The organism is Seohaeicola zhoushanensis (assembly GCF_014656415.1).
Classification (GTDB): Bacteria; Pseudomonadota; Alphaproteobacteria; order Rhodobacterales; family Rhodobacteraceae; genus Seohaeicola_A; species Seohaeicola_A zhoushanensis.
Genome location: NZ_BNCJ01000018.1, coordinates 68,214 through 86,133 on the forward strand (window position 1 = coordinate 68,214; position 17,920 = coordinate 86,133).

Annotated in this window: 14 protein-coding genes; 7 read left to right on the forward strand and 7 right to left on the reverse strand. The window is 69.2% G+C overall.

Translation table 11 applies throughout. The annotated features are described in order from the left end of the window. Position 1 precedes the first annotated feature (1 nt). Positions 2 to 922, forward strand: a complete 921-nt coding sequence (locus IE266_RS21255) for a glucokinase (RefSeq protein ID WP_189682141.1) — start codon at positions 2 to 4, stop codon at positions 920 to 922. Between the two features lie 79 nt (positions 923 to 1,001). On the opposite strand, the gene IE266_RS21260 is transcribed toward IE266_RS21255, so the two are convergent. The 3 genes from IE266_RS21260 to IE266_RS21270 form a co-directional block, all read right to left on the reverse strand. After that, a complete protein-coding gene (locus tag IE266_RS21260; protein ID WP_189682142.1) occupies positions 1,002 to 2,783 on the reverse strand; it encodes a gamma-glutamyltransferase family protein in 1,782 nt (593 codons plus the stop codon). A 113-nt stretch (positions 2,784 to 2,896) separates the two neighbouring features. After that, entirely contained in the window at positions 2,897 to 6,859 is a 3,963-nt protein-coding gene (locus IE266_RS21265; protein WP_189682143.1) for a translocation/assembly module TamB domain-containing protein, read from the reverse strand. After that, positions 6,859 to 8,640, reverse strand: coding sequence for an autotransporter assembly complex protein TamA (locus IE266_RS21270; protein WP_229864367.1), 1,782 nt, complete (start codon positions 8,638 to 8,640; stop codon positions 6,859 to 6,861). Before IE266_RS21270 ends, IE266_RS21265 begins: the two co-directional genes overlap by 1 nt. Positions 8,641 to 8,881: 241 nt before the next feature. On the opposite strand from IE266_RS21270, the gene IE266_RS21275 reads away from it, so the two are divergent. Beyond that, a complete protein-coding gene (locus tag IE266_RS21275) occupies positions 8,882 to 9,808 on the forward strand; it encodes a LysR family transcriptional regulator (protein ID WP_189682144.1) in 927 nt (308 codons plus the stop codon). Between the two features lie 10 nt (positions 9,809 to 9,818). On the opposite strand, the gene IE266_RS21280 is transcribed toward IE266_RS21275, so the two are convergent. After that, the gene (locus IE266_RS21280; protein ID WP_189682145.1) at positions 9,819 to 10,256 is read right to left on the reverse strand and encodes an arsenate reductase/protein-tyrosine-phosphatase family protein; all 438 of its coding nucleotides are present in this window, start codon (positions 10,254 to 10,256) and stop codon (positions 9,819 to 9,821) included. Positions 10,257 to 10,266: 10 nt separating this feature from the next. Next, entirely contained in the window at positions 10,267 to 10,620 is a 354-nt protein-coding gene (gene uraH, locus IE266_RS21285) for a hydroxyisourate hydrolase (RefSeq protein ID WP_189682146.1), read from the reverse strand. A 139-nt stretch (positions 10,621 to 10,759) separates the two neighbouring features. On the opposite strand from uraH, the gene puuE reads away from it, so the two are divergent. The 5 genes from puuE to IE266_RS21310 all read left to right on the forward strand — a co-directional run bounded on the left by puuE (position 10,760) and on the right by IE266_RS21310 (position 16,452). Next, positions 10,760 to 12,172, forward strand: coding sequence for an allantoinase PuuE (gene puuE / locus IE266_RS21290; RefSeq protein WP_189682147.1), 1,413 nt, complete (start codon positions 10,760 to 10,762; stop codon positions 12,170 to 12,172). After that, a complete protein-coding gene (locus tag IE266_RS21295; protein ID WP_189682148.1) occupies positions 12,169 to 12,657 on the forward strand; it encodes an ureidoglycolate lyase in 489 nt (162 codons plus the stop codon). The genes puuE and IE266_RS21295 overlap by 4 nt, the downstream gene beginning before the upstream one ends. A 60-nt stretch (positions 12,658 to 12,717) precedes the next feature. Then, entirely contained in the window at positions 12,718 to 14,142 is a 1,425-nt protein-coding gene (locus IE266_RS21300; protein ID WP_189682149.1) for a uracil-xanthine permease family protein, read from the forward strand. A 271-nt stretch (positions 14,143 to 14,413) separates the two neighbouring features. Beyond that, positions 14,414 to 15,094, forward strand: a complete 681-nt coding sequence (locus IE266_RS21305) for a type 1 glutamine amidotransferase (RefSeq protein ID WP_189682150.1) — start codon at positions 14,414 to 14,416, stop codon at positions 15,092 to 15,094. Next, positions 15,094 to 16,452, forward strand: a complete 1,359-nt coding sequence (locus tag IE266_RS21310; RefSeq protein ID WP_189682151.1) for a glutamine synthetase family protein — start codon at positions 15,094 to 15,096, stop codon at positions 16,450 to 16,452. Before IE266_RS21305 ends, IE266_RS21310 begins: the two co-directional genes overlap by 1 nt. Positions 16,453 to 16,499: 47 nt before the next feature. On the opposite strand, the gene IE266_RS21315 is transcribed toward IE266_RS21310, so the two are convergent. Together IE266_RS21315 and IE266_RS21320 are read right to left on the reverse strand one after the other, a co-directional pair. Next, positions 16,500 to 17,468, reverse strand: a complete 969-nt coding sequence (locus IE266_RS21315; protein WP_189682157.1) for a type I glyceraldehyde-3-phosphate dehydrogenase — start codon at positions 17,466 to 17,468, stop codon at positions 16,500 to 16,502. Between the two features lie 69 nt (positions 17,469 to 17,537). Then, positions 17,538 to 17,920, reverse strand: a 383-nt coding sequence (locus tag IE266_RS21320; RefSeq protein ID WP_373310598.1) for a tetratricopeptide repeat protein, incomplete at its 5' end; no start/stop codon positions are given.

Sequence of the window (17,920 nt, forward strand, 5' to 3'; positions counted from 1 at the left end):
CATGGGGCCGGACGTTCTTGTCGCCGATATCGGCGGGACCAATACCCGCCTGTCGTTGGCCGGACCTGGCGGCTGGCTGCACGGGACGTCGCGCTTTGCCAATGACGAGCACGCCGGGTTCGACGTGGTGCTGGAGCGGTTCCTCTCCGCCCATCCCGGCCCGGTCGCCGCCTGCTGCGTTGCCGTCGCCGGACCGATCACCCCCGAGCGCGCGCGGCTCACCAACCGCGACTGGACCATCGAACGGGCCGCCGTCGCCGAGCGGCTGGGCGGGGTGCCGGTGCGGCTGGTCAACGACCTTGCCGCACTGGGGCACGCACTGCCGGGGCTGAGCGGCGACCAGATCGAAGAGCTGCGCCCCGGTGCGCCGGGGCCGCGCAACGGACAGGCGCTGGTGGCGGGGCTGGGCACCGGCTTCAATGTCTGCCTCGCCAAGGTGACGACAGCGGGGCAAGTGGTCGTAGAGGCTGAGCTCGGCCATTCCAGCCTTCCGGTCAGCGTCCACCGGGGTCTGGCCGAGGCCTTGGGCAAAGGCGCAGAGGCCTTTCCGACAGTCGAACATCTCTTCTCCGGTCGGGGCCTTTCGGAACTGCACCGCGCGCTCACCGGCGCGGCGGATCGGCCGGCGCACGAGATCGTCGCCTCGGCGCCCGCGACGGTGAAACTGGCGGCGCATCTGACCGGGCTGCTGGCACGGCAGCTGGTGTTCCAATACATGCCGCTCGACGGTATCCGCTTTGCCGGCAGCGTCGGGCGCGGGATCCTCGGGCCGATCGGGCGGGCAGCCTTTCTGCGGGCGGTCGAGACCGAGGACGGGGCCTTCTCGCATATTGTCGATCGTGTGCCCCTGGGCCTCATCACCGACGACGCGGCGGCCTTGACCGGTCTTGCCCGGCTGGCGCTGACACTGGCGCAGGGGTGAGCGACCTCCCCTCTTCGACCAGCGCAACCGGTCCCCTCTCCCCTCGGGGGGAGAGGGTTAGGGTGAGGGGCAGCCCCGCTCAACGCCCAATCGCATAGGCCTGCATCAGCCGCGGCGTCGCCGCCGCCCGCAGCAGTCCGTCGGCGCCACGCGACGCCGCCGTCAGCCGCCCCACGGTCCAGGGCGCCGCGACCTCGACATCGTGCCCGCGCGCCCGCAAGTCGGCGATCACCGCCTCGCCGACGGCAGGTTCGACCATGAGATGACCGGGCCGCACCTCGCGCGGCCAGAAGGAGCCCTGGAAATGCGCCGTGTGGAACAATGGCGCGTCCACCGCCTCCTGCAGGTTCAGCCGCTGGTGCACCAGGCGGAGGAACCAGATCAGCTGCCACTGGTCCTGCTGGTCGCCGCCAGGCGTACCGAAGGCCAGCCGCGTGCCGTCCGGCCCGCGCGCCATCGAGGGCGAAAGCGTCGTGCGCGGCCGGGTGCCGGGCACCAGCGACGAGGGCAGCCCGGGGTCGAGCCAGAACATCTGCGCGCGCGAGTTGAGCGGCATCCCGAGGCCCGGCACCACCGGCGAAGATTGCAGCCAGCCGCCCGAGGGCGTGGCCGAGACCATGTTGCCCCAGCGGTCGACCGCGTCGATATGCACCGTGTCGCCGCGCTTCTCGGAGAGATGCGCCATTGTCGGCTCGCCCGCGCCGACGCCTTTCGCCTCGGTCTCGCGCTGCGCGCGGGCAATGGCGGCCTCGGCCAGCACTTCGAACCCGGAGGGACGGCCCGGCCGTTGCTCCAAAGAGGCGCGCTCACCGATAAGGCCGCGCCGTGACCCGGCATAGGCCCGCTCCAGCAGCGCCGCCCGCGGCCAGTCTCCCGGCGCGTCGCCGTAGAAGGCCTCGCGGTCGGCGAAGGAGAGCTTCATCGCCTCGGTCACGACATGGATGAAACCGGCGGGACGGGACGGGTCGACCTCCAGCCCTTCGAGCAGGCGCAGCGTTTGCAGGAAGACCGGCCCCTGCGACCAGAAGCCGGGCTTCATCACTTCCCACCCGTGATAATCGACGCTTTGCGCCGGTTCGTAGCCGGCCTGCCAGGCGGCCATGTCCTCGCCGCTGAGCACACCCTTGCGGCGTGCCCCGGCGGCGTCCATCACGCAGGCCTCGCGCATCCATCGGTCGATCTCCTCGGCGACGAAGCCCTTGTAGAACGCCCGTCGCGCGGCTTCGATCTGCGCTTCACGGCCGCCCTGGACCGCCTCGGCCTCGGTCAGCAACCGCTCCCATGTTTCGGCCAGCACCAGGTTGGCGAAGAGCGCCCCGGCCTTCGGCGCCATGCCGCCCGGCAGCCAGGTGGCGTGGCTGGTCGGCCATTCGTCTTCAAAGAACCGGGCCAGCCCAGCTATGGTGCCGGCGGCGCGGGCCAGGATCGGGTGACCTGCGCGGGCATAGTGGATGGCCGGCTCCATCACGGTGCGCAGCGGCAGTCGCCCGTGATCGCGCAGCATCAGCATCCAGCCGTCGAAGGCGCCGGGAACGACCGTGGCCAGCAGGCCCGAGCCGGGGATCGCGGTCAGGCCCTCCGAGCGCATATGTTCCACGGTCGCCCCCAATGGCGCCACGCCCTGGCCGCAGATCGCCTGAGGCGCATCGGCCCCGGCCAGCCAGATCATCGCCGGCATGTCGCCCAGCGGCCCGTTCAGATGCGGTTCAACCACGTTCAGCACGAAACCCATGGCCGCCGCCGCATCAGCCGCGGTGCCGCCGAGTTCAAGCATCCGCATTCCGACGGCGGAGGCGATCCAATGGGTCGAGGCGACGGCCCCGAAGGTGCCGGTGATCTCGGGGCGGGTGGTGAATGTCATGGCCGGCTCCTCTGCGGGTCGGGCGGCATCCTGCACCGCCACCCGGCCCCGAGGCAAACCGAAATCCGCAACGGATTTCGGACCGATTTCCTTGCAGGAAATCGGCGTCAACCTCAGTAGTCGCGCTCGAAAAACAGCCCCACTCCGGTATCGCCGGTATTGCCGACCGAGCCCTTGAGCGTCAGCGAGTCGGTAAGGTCGAGGTTCAGGTTGACCTCGGTCTCGCCCTTGGCGTTGACGTTGACGTCGGCGTAGACCTTCTCACTGACGTAGGCGCCGACGCCGACCTGGGCGTTGCCATCGTCATCGGTGCCGACATCCAGCGAATCCACCCCCAGCCCGCTGCGGATATTGCCGAGCAGCCCTCCGCCGCCCCCCGCCAGCGTCGCCAGCTGCGCTCCCAGCTGGGCGATCTTCAGCGGCGAAAGCTCGGTGAACTTGTCGCCGAACAGCAGCAGCGCCAGCGCCTCTTCGCTGGGGCGTTCGGGCACCGATGTGACTTCCAGCACGGGCGCGTCGACCGGGCCGGTAATCGCCAGCGTTGCCGTGCCTTCGCCGGTCGAGGTGCTGGCGCGGAACTGGAGGTAGGGCTCCAGCCGGCCCTGCATCGAGATGCGCCCTTCGTCCAGTTTCAGCCGGCGGCCAAGGATGTCAAAGACGCCGCGGATCAGCGAGATCTGCCCCGAGGGCACCACCCGGTCGGTGGTGCCGCCCACCGTGATGACCCCGCCAAGCTCGGCATCCAGGCCACGGCCACGGGCGAAGATGCGGTTGGGCGCGCTCAGCACCAGGTCGAGCGCGATGGGGCGCGAGGAGCTGCCGCCCTGCTCGATCAGCCCGGCACGGGCGCGGGTGCGGCGCGAGGCCGGCCCCTCGCCGACATGCACGATATCGGGGATCGGCGCGGCGCCCACGGCCCCCGAAGCGGTGGCGACGTTGATCTCGGTCTCGCCGAAGTCGACGCGCCCCGACAGGCTGCCGCCCCCGGCCACCGGGCCGGTAAAGCGCAGCGCGCCGTTTGCCGTGGTCTTGTAGCTGATGTTGTCGGTCAGCACGACGCCGTTCAGGCCGATGTCGATGGCGGCGGAATTCGGGGCCTCCAGCCCTAGGCTGCCATTGGCCGTAATGGTGCCCCCTGCCCGCATTCCGCCCGAGGCGTTGACCTGCGCCGTGCCGCCCGACATGCGCACCGTCGCGTCGATCCCGGTCAGCGCCTGCGCCACCGCGGGGATGGCGATGCTGGCGCCCGAGGTCGTCGCCGTGCCCGTCAGCGCGCCAAGGCCCGGCGTGCCGTTCAGGGCCAGGTCGAACCGGGCAACGCCCGAGGCCGAGTTCGGGCTGATGAAGGCGTTGACCAGCCCCAGCTGCGCCTGTCCCTTGGCGGTCAGGTCGGCGCGGTTGGCCGCCTGATCATAGTCGCCGGCCATCGCCAGCTCGATCCCGCCGGGGCCGGTGGCATCGGTGTCGATGGACCAGTCGGTGCCCTGCCGGGACGCCAGGCCCTGCGCCTTCAGCGTGCCGGGGAACTGGCGCACGATCCGTTCAAGCCGTGCCAGCGCCGCGTCATAGGCCAGCGCGACGTCTCCACTGGTCTCGTCGAAGTTGCCGTCGAACCGGCCAGAGAGCCCCGCCGAGCCTTCGACATCCGCCTCGGCCTGCCAGTGCCCCTCGCCCGAACGGTCGGCCAGCCCCTTGGCGGCGAGGTCGCCGCGCAGCTGCGGTACCAGCCGTTCAAGCCGCTGGAAGAGCCCGTCGAAGGTCAGCTGGGCAATGCCGGTCGGTTCCTCGTAGGTCGCGCCGAAAGTGCCGGCGATCCCGGCGGTGCCCTCGGTGCGCAGGCTGGCGCGCCAGGTGGCGCCTTCGCTGCGGCTGGCCATCCCGCGCGCGGCAAGCCGGCCCTTGATCTGCGGCACCAGTCGCTCGACCCCGTCGAGCCCGGCGTCGAAACCGATATCGGCGATGCCGGTCGCCTCGCTGAAACGGGCGCGCAGCTTGCCGCTCAGCCCCGCCGTGCCGCTCGCCTCGGCACTGGCGACCCAGGCGGCATCGGCGTTGCGGCTGGCGCTGCCCTCGGCCACCAGCATGCCGTCAAGCGCCGGCACCAGCCGGTCGAGCCCGCCCAGCCGGGCGCGATAGGTCATCTCGACCGCGCCGTCCTGATGTGCGGTGCCATTGGCTACCGCGAAAGAGCTGTTCGGCCCGGCCAGCCGCAACTCGCCACTCACGTCGCTGCCCTGCTGGGTCAGGTCCCCGCTCAGCGTCACCGGCCCCGGCAGCGCCGGCACCAGCGGCGCTAGATCGTCGAGCCGGGCGCGGAAGGTCACATCGGCCTGGCCCGTCCTGACCGTGCCGCGGGCCGTGGCCGATATCGCGCGGCCATCCAGCGTGAAGGCCCGCAACGTCGTTCCGCCCTCGTCGCGGCGCGCGTCGAGCATAAGCGTGGTGCGCCCGCCGATCAGCGGGTCGACGCTGTCGATCCCGCTTGAAAGGTCCTGCGCCTCGGCGTCCAGCTTTATATCGAAGGCGCCTCCCAGCGGCACGCCCTTACCCACCAGCCGCAGGCGCGCCGCCCCGCCCAGGTCGATGCCCGCCAGTCCGGCAAAACGGCCAAGATCGGGTGCCTCGACCTCGGCCTGGCCATCGACGGCAAAGCCGGTCTCCAGCCCGTCGATGCGCGCCGTGACACGGGCGGAATAGTCCTCGCCGGTCAGGACCATCTGCTCGACCGACAGCACGCTGCCCCCCGCCCAGGCGAAGCGCCCGTCCAGCGTGACTTCGGACCCGACGGCCTGCTGCAGCGCCTCGTCGTGCAGGTCCAGCCCGGCCAGAGACGCCGTCACGGTGCCATCCAGACGCGGGGTCGCGCCCTGCTCGAAGCGGCCCGAGGCCTTGATCTCGGCCGTCTCGACCTCGAAGCCCGCACGCAGCAGCCCCTCGACGCGGGTGTCCAGCCGCCAGCTGTTGCCCTCGGACAGGGCAAAGCCGCCGGCAATCTCGGCGCGGCGGACCTGGATCGCCGGCTCGCCCAGCGGCAGCACCACGTTCTGGCCCTCTGGAGGGACGATGGTGCCGCCGAGGTCGGCGCGGGTCAGCTGGCCGGCGGCGTCGATATCGAGGGCCCCGGCCAGGTCGAGCGCATTGGCCGAAATGGCGAATTCCGGCACCGAAAGGCTGCCGTCCGCGCCGGTCTGCCCCGTGAGCGACAGCCGCGCGTCGGTGCCGAAGAACTCGCGATAGCTTTCCGCCAGGACCGGCGTGATGTCGCCGCCCAGATCGGCCGCAAACCCGATGCCGCCGGCCTCGCCCGCGGCGCCAAGCGTCACCTTGCCCGTCACCCGGTCGACACCGTCGGTGGCCAGCGCGATATCGGCGGCGAAATCGCCCACCGGCCCCTCGCCCTTTGCGCTCAGCGCCACCGAGGGGCGGCCGGGGATGTTCAGCAGTTCGGACACCAGCCCGCCCTCGGCCTCGGTCACCGCAAGGTCGAGACCGATCTGGCGGGTTTCGTTGGCATAGGCGGCCTTGAGGTCGACCCGGTCGCTCGGCCGGTCAAGCCGCACGATCCCCAAATCGGTGTCCAGCGCGCCGCCCTCCAGCGTCAGCCGGCCCTGCGCGGTCAGTTCGGCCGCGATCCCGGTCACCGGCTGCGCCAGCGCCAGCCGGCCGACTTCGAGCTTGGCGATCGAGATGCCGACCGGCAGGTCGGGCAGCGCGAAGGGCGTCGCCTCGGGCGCGGGCAGCGTGTCGTCGGTGGTGGTGCCCGGCTTGCGTGCAACCTCGATGCTCTCGGCGGTCAGCGCGTTGATGACAAGGTTGCCGCGCAGCAGGTCCGAACGGTTCCAGTCCAGCACCGCCCCGGTGATGGTCAGCCAGACCCCCTCGTCGTCGGCAACCGTCAGCTTTTCCAGCGTCGCGCGGCTGCTGAGCGCGCCTTCTAGCCCGGTCACCGTGACAAAGCGGCTGTCGCCCGAGAGCGAGCTTTCCAGGAAATCGACGATGAACCCGCCCGACTCCTGCGCGGCCACCGGCAGGGCCAGGGTCGCGGCAAGCGTGGAGGAGAACAGCAGGCGGCGCATCAGAAGGACTGCCCGATGCCGAGGTAGAATTGCAGTCCGTCATCGGTCGAACCGCTGACCGGGGCGGCGATGTCGAACCGGATCGGCCCGAAGGCGCCGATGTCATAGCGCAGACCGATCCCGGCACCCGAATGGCTGGCCGTCACAGAGGAGACGAAGGCCGAGCTGTCGACCGCCCCATAGTCGAAGAAGGCGACCAGGCCGATCTTCTCGGTCACCCGGGCGCGGATCTCGGCATTGGCGACCAGCATCGACCGCCCGCCTGCCGTATCGGTGCCCACCGGGACGCCAAGCGACTGGTAGGGATGCCCCCGCACGGTGCCCGCCCCACCCGAATAGAAAAGCAGGTCGGGCGAGATCTCGGACAGGCTTGCCCCGGCGACCGACCCAAGCTGCAAGCGCCCCGCCAGCACGATCGACCCGCTCTCGGACAGGCTGAGATAGGCGCGCGCGTCCAGCTTGGCGGCAACGCCCGAGGCGGATTGGCCAAAGCCGGTAAAGGGCGTGACCGTACCATCCAGGAAATAGCCGCGGGTGGCGTTGGTGCTGGAATCGCGCTTGTCGAGCTGGACGTGCAGCGGCAGCGACAGCAGGTTGAAATCGCGGTCGCCGAAGGCATCGCTGGCGCGCGCCGTGCTCAGCGTCAGCGAGGCCTCGCCGAACAGCTGCGCCGACTTGGTGCGCCGGATACCGACGCCCAGCATGAAGCGGTCCATGTTGTAGTGCAGCCGCTCGATCCGTTCGAGTTCGGCGAGGAAGAAGACATTGTTGTCGCGCCCCAGCCGCGCCGGGTTGTCGAGGCGGACGGCAATCAGCCCGTCGATCGGCTGGTCGCCTCCGATGTTGCGGATATCGGCCTCGAGCCGCAGGCGTTCGGCATTGCCGAAGAGGTTGCGGTGGATCCAGACAGCGGAGAGGTTCACGCCCGATCGCGACTGCACCTCGGCACCGAAGGTGATGCGCCGGGGCAGTTGCTCTTCGACCTCGACGGTAAAATCGAGCGTGCCGTCGGCATTGGCGACCGGCGCCTCGACGATGCTGACCGACTTGAAGGCCCCGGTGCGCCGCAGCCGTGCGCCAAGCCGTTGCACCATCTCGGGGTCGTAGACCTCGCCCGTCGGGATGCCCGCGATGCGCAGGATCGCGGCCTCGCGCACCCGGTCCTCGCCGGTCACGTAGAGCTTGCCGAACCGCAGCTGGCGGCCCGGCAGCAGGCGGATGTCGGCGTCGATCTCGGCGGTGGGGTGGCGCGCAACGATGCGCTGGCTGCCGACGGTCACCTTGGCATAGCCGGCGCGGCGCCAGCCGTCCTTGGCGGCGAAACCGGCGTCGCGTATGATGCCGGTGCTGGCCGGCCGTCCCGGCGCAAAGCTCGCCGGCAACTCGGTGCCGGGGGCCAGCGGCGCAATCTGCGCGGTGCGGAACCGGAACGGGCGCCCCGGCTCGACCGAAACGGCAATGTTCGCAACCCGTGTGGGCGGGCTGATCGTCGAGATCTCGGCCGCCTCGCGCCCGTCCAGCCGGATCGACACCACGGGGCTGAAATAGCCCGCGTCATACATGACCTGCACCAGGGTGCGGTAATCCGACAGCGCGGCGGCGTAGATTTCCTGACCCGATGTCAGCCCGCTGCCCTTCGCGGCCAGCACGGCCGAGGACGCGCGCAGCCTCGCGGTGACGTCATCGGGCGCGCCGGGGGCCGTCAGCGCAGCCTCCAGCGCCTGGGCGGACAGCGGCAGCATCAGCAGGACCACGGCGGCAAGCCAGCCGCGCGGCCCCAAGCCGCGCCTCTTCGCCTGCCCTGCCAAGGTTCGCCTCACTCGCCCCACCGCCTTCGAACCACGCGAACCCAACGCACGGCCCGCTCTCCAAGAGGTAACGCAACCATCCGCCGAGTAAAACGCGAAAGGGCGGAAAATGTCGCCGCCTTGGCGGATTTCGGCGCGCAAGGGCGCTCTGGTAAAGGCGGCCGCTTTTCGGTAATCATTGACAGTCAGGGAAACTGTCAAAAATTCTCGCAAGATGTCCCATCTCGACAATATCCGCACCTTCGTGCGCGTCTACGAACTCGGCAGCATGTCCGCCGCCGGGCGCGACCTGCGCATTTCGCCTGCCGTGACCTCGGCGCGGATCTCGCAGCTGGAAGACCGCCTGAACGTCCGCCTGTTCCAGCGCACCACCCGCAACCTGTCGCCCACCGAACAGGGCCGCGCCTTTTATGACGGCGCCTGCGCGGTGCTGGAAACGCTGGAAGAGGCCGAGGCGCGGGTCATGCAGCTGACCGACAGCCCGCGCGGCTCGCTCTACGTCGCGGCCCCGCTGGGGATCGGCCGCCGCCTCGTCGCGCCGCAGGTGCCCGAGTTCCTGGCGCAATACCCCGAGATCGACTTCCGCCTGCGGCTGTCCGACCGCACGGTCGACCTGACGACCGAGGGGCTCGACCTCGCCTTCTTCCTGGGCCAGCCCTCGGACAGCACCCTGCGCATCCGCAAGATCGCCGATTGCGCGCGGCTGCTCTGCGCCGCGCCCTCCTATGTCGACCGGCGCGGAATGCCCGCCAGCGGGGCCGATCTGATCCGCGACCGCCACGATTGCCTCAACCTGCGCTTTCCCGGAGCGACCGAATTCCAGTGGACGCTGCAAACCCCCAATGGCCCGCAGCGGTTCGCGGTGGCCGGGCCGATCGAATGCGACGACGGCGACGTGCTGACCGACTGGGCGCTGGCCGGGCATGGCATCGTGCTCAAGCCCGTGTTCGAGGTCGCGGCCCACCTGCGGTCGGGGGCGCTGGTCGCCGTGGCGCGGCAAACGCCGCCGCTGCCGGTGCAGATGGCCTGCCTCTACGCGCATCGCCGCCACCAGGACCCGAAAGCCCGGCTGTTCATGGATTTCACCGCCGCCCGCATTGCCCGGATGATCCGCGACGCAGAGGAGAGCGTGGCAGGTTGAATGTCCGCGCCTATGTCGCGTCAGACGACGCGAGCGGCGCAAGCCGGTCACGAACCAGCCCGTCCAACTCCTCCACCAAGGCCAGATAGGCCGCCTGACCCCTGTGCAACGGGTCGGCAATCTCGCGCCCCTCGGCCAGCAGGCTGACCTGCGGCGCAGGGTCGATCGCGCCCAGCCAAGGCCCCAGCGCGGCAAGGTGCTGCGGCTCCATCCCGAAGACATGGGTGCAGCCCGCCACCACCGCGTCGCCCAGGCCCTGGCTGCGATGTTCGGAGCTGATCCCGAGACCGGCCAGGGCGACGGCGGCCTCGGGTGTCATCGGCCGCCCCGGCTCGGCGCGGATGCCGGCCGAGCGGATGGTGAGCCCCGGAAAGCGGTGCCGCGCGATGGCGGCGGCCATGGCCGATCGGCAGGTATTGCCGGTGCAGAGGAAAAGCACGACGGCCATGCCCGCCGCCTCAGCTGCCGCGATAGGTCGAATAGCTGAACGGCGAGAGCAGAAGTGGCACATGGTAATGCGCCGCCTCGGCCATGCCAAAGCGGATCGGCACCTGGTCGAGGAACAGCGGGTCGGCCCCGGCCTGCCCGGTGCGGCGCAGATAGTCGCCCGCGAAGAAGACCAGCTCGTAGGTACCGGTCACGAAGCGTTCGGTCGGCAGGATCGGCGCGTCGGTGCGCCCGTCGGCATTGGTCACGGCCTCGGCCACGAATTCCCTGCCCTCCCCGGTCACGCGGTACAGCACCACGCGGATCCCCTCGCCCGGCCGGCCCAGGGCGGTGTCCAGAACATGCGTCGTCAGATAACCCGTCATCGCTCGCTCTCCTTTGCCCCTTTCCTGTGCCGCAGGCGCAACCATTGTGCAAACCCGCCATGTTTGACAATGCTTTTGCTGTTTTTTGAAAATGCCCGCGCGCACAATGCCGTAGAACGGGCGAAACGGAGTGCCCAGGATGAACAGATACCCGCGCGACATGATCGGCTATGGCGCGACCCCGCCCGACCCGCAGTGGCCGGGGGGCGCGCGTATCGCGGTTCAGATCGTCCTCAACTACGAAGAGGGCGGCGAGAACAACATCCTGCACGGCGACGCGGCTTCGGAAGCCTTCCTGTCCGAGATCGTCGGCGCGGCGCAATGGCCCGGCCAGCGGCACTGGAACATGGAGTCGATCTATGAATACGGCGCGCGCGCCGGGTTCTGGCGGCTGCACCGGCTGATGAAGGATCTGCCGATAACGGTCTACGGCGTCGCCTCGGCGCTGGCCCGCTCGCCCGACCAGGTCGCAGCGATGCAGGAGGCCGGCTGGGAAATCGCCAGCCACGGGCTGAAGTGGATCGAGCACAAGGACATGCCCGAGGACCAGGAACGCGCCGCCATCGCCGAGGCGATCCGGCTGCACACCGAGGTCACCGGCGAGTCGCCGAAGGGCTGGTACGAGGGGCGGACCTCGATCAACACCGTGCGGCTCGCCTCGGAGAGCGGGCAGTTCGCCTATGTCGCCGATACCTACGACGACGACCTGCCCTACTGGACCAAGGTGGGCAACCGCGACCAGCTGATCGTGCCCTATACGCTCGACTGCAACGACATGCGCTTTGCCACGCCGCAGGGCTTCAACTCGGGCGACCAGTTCTTCGCCTACCTGCGCGACACCTTCGACGCGCTCTATGCCGAGGGCGCGGCCGGACAGGCCAAGATGATGTCGATTGGCCTGCACTGCCGCCTGATCGGCCGGCCGGGGCGGATCAGGGCGCTGGAGAAGTTCCTCGACCACGCCCGCGCGCACGAAAAAGTCTGGTTCGCCACCCGCCTGCAGATCGCCGAGCACTGGGCCGCGACCCATCCGCCGGTCGACCGCCCGCGCCCGCACCTGATGGAAAAGGACGCCTTTGTCGCGGCCTATGGCGGCATCTTCGAACATTCCCCCTGGATCGCCGAACGCGCCCATGCGCTCGAACTGGGTCCGGCCCATGACACGGCGGGCGGGCTGCACAATGCGCTGGCGCGCGTCTTCCGCACCGCCTCCGAGGACGAGCGGCTGGGCGTGCTGCAGGCCCACCCCGACCTGGCCGGCAAGCTGGCGGCGGCCAGAAGGCTCACGGCGGACTCGACCGCCGAACAGGCGAGCGCGGGGCTCGACGCGCTGACCGACGACGAGCGCGCCGAATTCAACGGGCTGAACGCGGCCTATGTCGAGAAATTCGGCTTTCCCTTCATCATCGCCGTGCGCGACAACACCAAGGCCTCGATCCTCGCAGCCTTCCGCAGCCGGCTGGAGAACGACCGCGCCACCGAATTCGCGACCGCCTGCAAGCAGGTGGAACGGATCGCTGCGCTGCGGCTGAAGGCGGTGCTGCCCGCATGAGCCGCCGGATCGCCCTCGCCCCGCTCACCGCCACGGCCTTTGCGCCCTTCGGCGACGTGCTGGACTGCGGCGGCGCGCCGGACCGGATCATCAACCAGGGCATGTGCGGGCGCTGGCACGACCGCGCCCGGCTCGACTTTGGCGATGGCCGCGCGGGGGTGAGCCTGTTCAACGCGATCCCGCGCGCGCTGCCCTATGCGCTCGACCTGGTCGAGCGGCACCCCGACGGCAGCCAGTGCTTCGTGCCGATGTCGCTGCAGCCCTTCCTGGTCATCGTGGCGCCCGACGAGGGCGGCGCACCGGGCCGGCCGCTGGCCTTCCTGACCGAGGCGGGGCAGGCCATCAACTTTCACCGGGGCACCTGGCACGGCGTGCTGACGCCGCTGCACGCGCCCGGCCTTTTCGCCGTGATCGACCGCATCGGCCCCGGCACCAATCTGGAGGAATACTGCTTCGAAGAGCCCTGGCTCATCGACATGGAATGACCCGGAACCGCCCGCAGAGGTGGCCGGACTGAAAACCCGCAACGGACAGGGAACAGGGACATGGCTTACACCTCGCTCGGCACGCCCGAGCAATTGCGCGATCCGGATTTCACCCCGGCGCTCTCCAAGGCAATTCCGCTTGGCATCCAGCACGTGCTGGCGATGTTCGTCTCGAACGTCACGCCCGCGATCATCGTGGCGGGTGCCGCCGGCATCGGCTTCGGCTCGGACCAGGGGGCGCTCGGCTTTCCGGACATGAGCTACATGATCCAGATGTCGATGCTGTTCGCCGGCATCGCCACGCTGTTCCAGACCATCGGCTTCGGCCCGGTGGGGGCGCGGCTGCCGATCGTGCAGGGCACCTCCTTCGCCTTCGTGCCGATCATGATCCCCGCCGTCGCGGGGCTGGGCGCCGGCGGGCTGGGCGGGCTGATGACGGGCGTGATGCTGGGCGGCTGCTTCCACTTCTGCCTCGGCTTCATCGTCGGGCGCATCCGCTTTGCCCTGCCGCCGCTGGTCACCGGCCTGATCGTGCTGATGATCGGCCTCGCGCTGATCAAGGTCGGCATCCAGTATGCCGCCGGGGGCGTGCTGCGCCACACCGCCGCGCTCGACGTGGCGGCGGCCGGCAAGCTGGGCACCGAGGTGGCAGAGCGCACCCTCGGCATGGCCGCGGACTTCGGCTCGTGGACCTACTGGGGGCCGGCCGTGGTGGTGGTGCTGGTGACGCTGGCCATCAAGTTCTTCGCCCGCGGCTTCCTTTCGGTCGCGGCGGTCTTCATCGGCATCGTCGCGGGCTACCTGGTGGCGCTGGCGATGGGACAGGTCAGCTTTGCCAATGTCGGCAAGGCGGCGCTCTTCGAGCTGCCGATGCCGTTCAAATACGGCTTCGAGATCAACTGGGCCATCGTCGTCGGCATGTGCTTCATGGCCATCGTCTCGGCCATCGAGACGGTGGGCGACACCAACGGCATCACCAAGGGCGGCGCCGGCCGCGAGGCCACAGACAAGGAGATCGCCGGCGCAACCTTCGCCGACGGACTCGGCACCGCGGTGGCGGGCGTTTTCGGCGGGCTGCCCAATACGTCGTTCAGCCAGAACGTGGGCCTGGTGGCGATGACCGGCGTAATGAGCCGCCATGTCGTCACCATCGGCGCGGTATTCCTGATCCTCTGCGGCCTGATGCCGGTGGTCGGTGCAGTGATCCGCACCATGCCCGAGCATGTGCTGGGCGGCGGCGTCATCGTGATGTTCGGCATGGTCTGCGCCTCGGGTATCAACATGCTTTCGGACGTCAACTGGAACCGCCGCAACATGGTGATCTTCGCCACCGCGCTCTCGGTCAGCTTCGGCCTGCAGCTGGTGCCCGAGGCGCTGCAGCATCTCGGGCCGACGCTGAAGATCCTGCTGACCTCGGGCCTTCTGCCGGCGGCTTTCATCGCCATCGTGCTGAACCTCGCCCTGCCGCAGGAACTCGGCGACTGACCTCGCGCGGCGCGGCGTCTCCCCGCCGCGCCCATGCCGCAGGTCAACGCCCCTGGCCTTCCGGCGCATGGGGGCGCTGCCCCCGTCTCCCTGCGGTCGACTCCCCTGGAGATATTTTTCAAGAAGAGAAATTGGGGCCGTTTCCCAGGTTCATGCGTTCCGGCATGGCGGGAATGGCAGGCCGTTCGAGCGCAGCTTGGCGACTGTGCCCCCCTTGCCGAGTCGGTGATGCTCGGATAGGCTGTAATATGATCATATTCCTGTGTGACTCATGAAAATCGGCATATTGCAGACCGGACATGCGCCCGACGAGCTGATGGGCGAGTACGGTGACTACGACCAGTTCTTCCAGAAGATGCTGGGCGAGACGGATTTCGACTTTGAGACCTATTCGGTGGTTGACGGCGTCTTTCCCGCCAGCGCGGCGGACTGCGACGGCTGGCTCATCACCGGCTCGCGCCACGGCGCCTACGAGGACCATCCCTGGATCCCGCCGCTGGAAGCGCTGATCCGCGACATCCACGCCCGCGGCCAGCCGCTGATCGGCGTGTGTTTCGGCCACCAGATCATCGCCCAGGCGCTGGGCGGCAAGGTCGAGAAGTTCAAGGGCGGCTGGGCCGTGGGCCCGACCGAATACGACATGGGCGGGCGCACCGTGACGCTGAACGCATGGCACCAGGACCAGGTGGTCGAACGCCCCGAGGGCGCGCGGGTGCTGGCCTCGAACGCCTTCTGCGAGAATGCGATCCTGGCCTATGGCGATACGATCTGGACGGTGCAGCCGCACCCGGAATACGGCAACGACTTCATCGGCGGGTTGATCCGCACCCGCGGCAAGGGCGTGGTGCCCGAGGCCCAGCTGGCCGAGGCCACAGCCAACCTCGACGAACCGGTGGACAATGCCGAGTTCGGTCGGGCGATGGCAGACTTTTTCAGGAAAGAGAGGGCCTGATGGCCGACTGGATCGACAGCCTGCCGGAATCGGCACGCGAATTTCTCAACGGCAAGCGGCTGGACGAGGTGGAATGCGTCATCTCGGACCTGCCCGGCATCGCCCGGGGCAAGGCGGTGCCGGCGAGCAAGTTCGCGCGGCAGCAGTATTTCCACCTACCCGACAGCATCTTCTACCAGACCATCACCGGCGAATGGGCCGAGGCGGCAGGCGACGAGGGCTTCATCGAGAAGGACATGATCCTGAAGCCCGACATGAGCACGGCCAGCGCCGCGCCCTGGACCGGCGACACCACCATCCAGGTGATCCACGACGCCTATGACCGCAAGGGCAACCCGGTGCCCTGCTCGCCCCGGAACGTGCTCAAGCGAGTGGTGCAGCTCTACAAGGACCAGGGCTGGCAGCCCGTCGTCGCGCCCGAGATGGAGTTCTACCTGGTGGCCCGCAACATCGACCCGGCCAAGGGGATCGAGCCGATGATGGGCCGCTCGGGGCGGCCCGCGGCGGCGCGGCAGGCCTATTCGATGACGGCCGTGGACGAGTTCGGCCCGGTGATCGACCACATCTATGACTTTGCCGAGGACCAGGGCTTCGAGATCGACGGCATCACCCAGGAGGGCGGCGCCGGTCAGCTCGAGATCAACCTGCGCCACGGCGACCCGGTCAAGCTGGCCGACGAGGTGTTCTACTTCAAGCGGCTGATCCGCGAGGCGGCGCTGCGGCACGACTGTTTCGCCACCTTCATGGCCAAGCCGATCGCCGATGAACCGGGCTCTGCGATGCATATCCACCATTCGGTGATCGACATGGAGACCGGCAAGAACATCTTCTCGGGGCCCGCGGGCGGCGAGACAGATGCCTTCTTCCACTTCATCGCCGGGCTGCAGCATCACCTGCCCGCGGCGATCGCGGTGCTGGCGCCCTACGTCAACAGCTACCGCCGTTACGTCAAGGACTTCGCCGCGCCGATCAACCTGGAATGGGGGCGCGACAACCGCACCACAGGCATCCGCGTGCCGCTCTCGGGCCCCGAGGCGCGACGGGTCGAGAACCGGCTGGCGGGGATGGACTGCAATCCCTACCTCGGCATCGCAGCCTCGCTGGCCTGCGGCTATCTCGGCCTGATGGAAGAGAAGCGGCCCGAGAAGCAGTTCAAGGGCGACGCCTACGAGGGCGAGGAAGACGTGCCGCGGGTGATGGGCGACGCGCTCGACCTGTTCGAGGAATCCACCGCACTCGCCAATGTGCTGGGGCCGGAATTCTGCCGGGTCTACTCGATCGTCAAGCGGGCGGAATACAACGAGTTCCTGCAGGTCATCAGCCCCTGGGAACGCGAGCACCTGCTGCTGAACGTCTGATCCTGGGTAGGGCGGGGTTTACCCCGCCACCCCTTCCCTGGTTGCCCTCAACCGCACGCCATCAGGGCCGCGATGTCGAGCATCCGCGCCGAGAAGCCCCATTCGTTGTCATACCAGCCGAAGACCCGCAGCTGGTTGTCGATGCCCCTTGTCTCGGGGCCCGCGATGACCAGCGATTCCGGGCGGGCGCGCAGGTCGGAGGAGACCAGCGGCAGGCCGGTCCAGCCGAGCACATGCGAGTCGGCTACCGCCGCGCGCAGGGCCTCGGTGCTGACCGGGCGCTCCAGTTGCGCCACCAGGTCGACCGCCGAGACCGAGGCCACCGGCACCCGCACCGCCGCTCCGCTGATGCGGCCGGCGAGTTCGGGCAGCACCTCGTCCACCAGATGCGCCGCGCTGGTCGTGGTCGGCACCATCGACTGCGCTCCCCCGCGGCTGCGCGCATAGTCGCCGCGCGGTGCGTCGACCATCGGCTGGCTGTTGGTATAGCAGTGGATCGTGGTCATATGCGCCCGCTCGATCCCGCCGAGCCGGTGCAGCAGCTTCGCCAGCGGCGCCAGCGCATTGGTTGTGCAGGAGGCGTTGGAGACCACGCGCGCCCCGCCAAGCATGTCCTCGTTGGCGCCCAGCACCACGGTCATTTCCGCAGCCGGAGACGGCCCCGAGATCAGCACCTTGGCCGCCCCCGCCGCCAGCCCGCGCCGCGCCACGTCCGAGCTGCGGGCAATGCCGGTGCAGTCGAGCAGCACGTCGACCCCTGCAAGATCGACCGAGGAGAGATCGGGCGAATGGCTGATCGGGATGCGCCGCCCCATGACCGACAGATGCCCGTCGGCCCCGCTCACCTCGCCGGGGAACGGCCCGAAGGTGCTGTCGAAAGCGAAGAGATAGGCACACATGTCGAGGGGGGCGATATCGTTGATCCGCACCACGTCGATATCCTGGCGCGCCCCGGTCAGAACCTGGCGCAGCACCGTGCGGCCGATACGGCCGAATCCGTTGATCGCAATACGCATGGCCGAGGTATGACAGCGGGCGCAGCGGCCTTCAATGGGGCGCACGCGGCCCTCGCTGCGCCCGCGCATTCAGTTGAACAGTAAGTATCCGATCGGCTTGCCGGCCCGGAAATTCCCGGCCATTGCCGCATATCGCTTCAGCGTCTGCTCGACCTCGGCGCCGCTCATCGTGCCTTCGAGCATGGTGCGCGCATCGCGCGGCCGGCCCGCCAGGGCATAGGCGATTGCCATATTGCTGCGCACAGTGGCGCCCTGCTCGGGGTCGCGCAACAGTTCCTCCATGATCGCAAGGCCGGCACCGACCTGGCCCGACAGCGCCTGCGACAGCGCATAGTTGTTCAGCAGGACGAAATTCGTCGGATAATGCGCCAGGGCCTCGCGGTAGACCGCCTGCTGGCCTGCCCCCTGAAAAGTGGTCCTCCCTGAAGTAGGCTTTCGAGCCAGATGGAGGA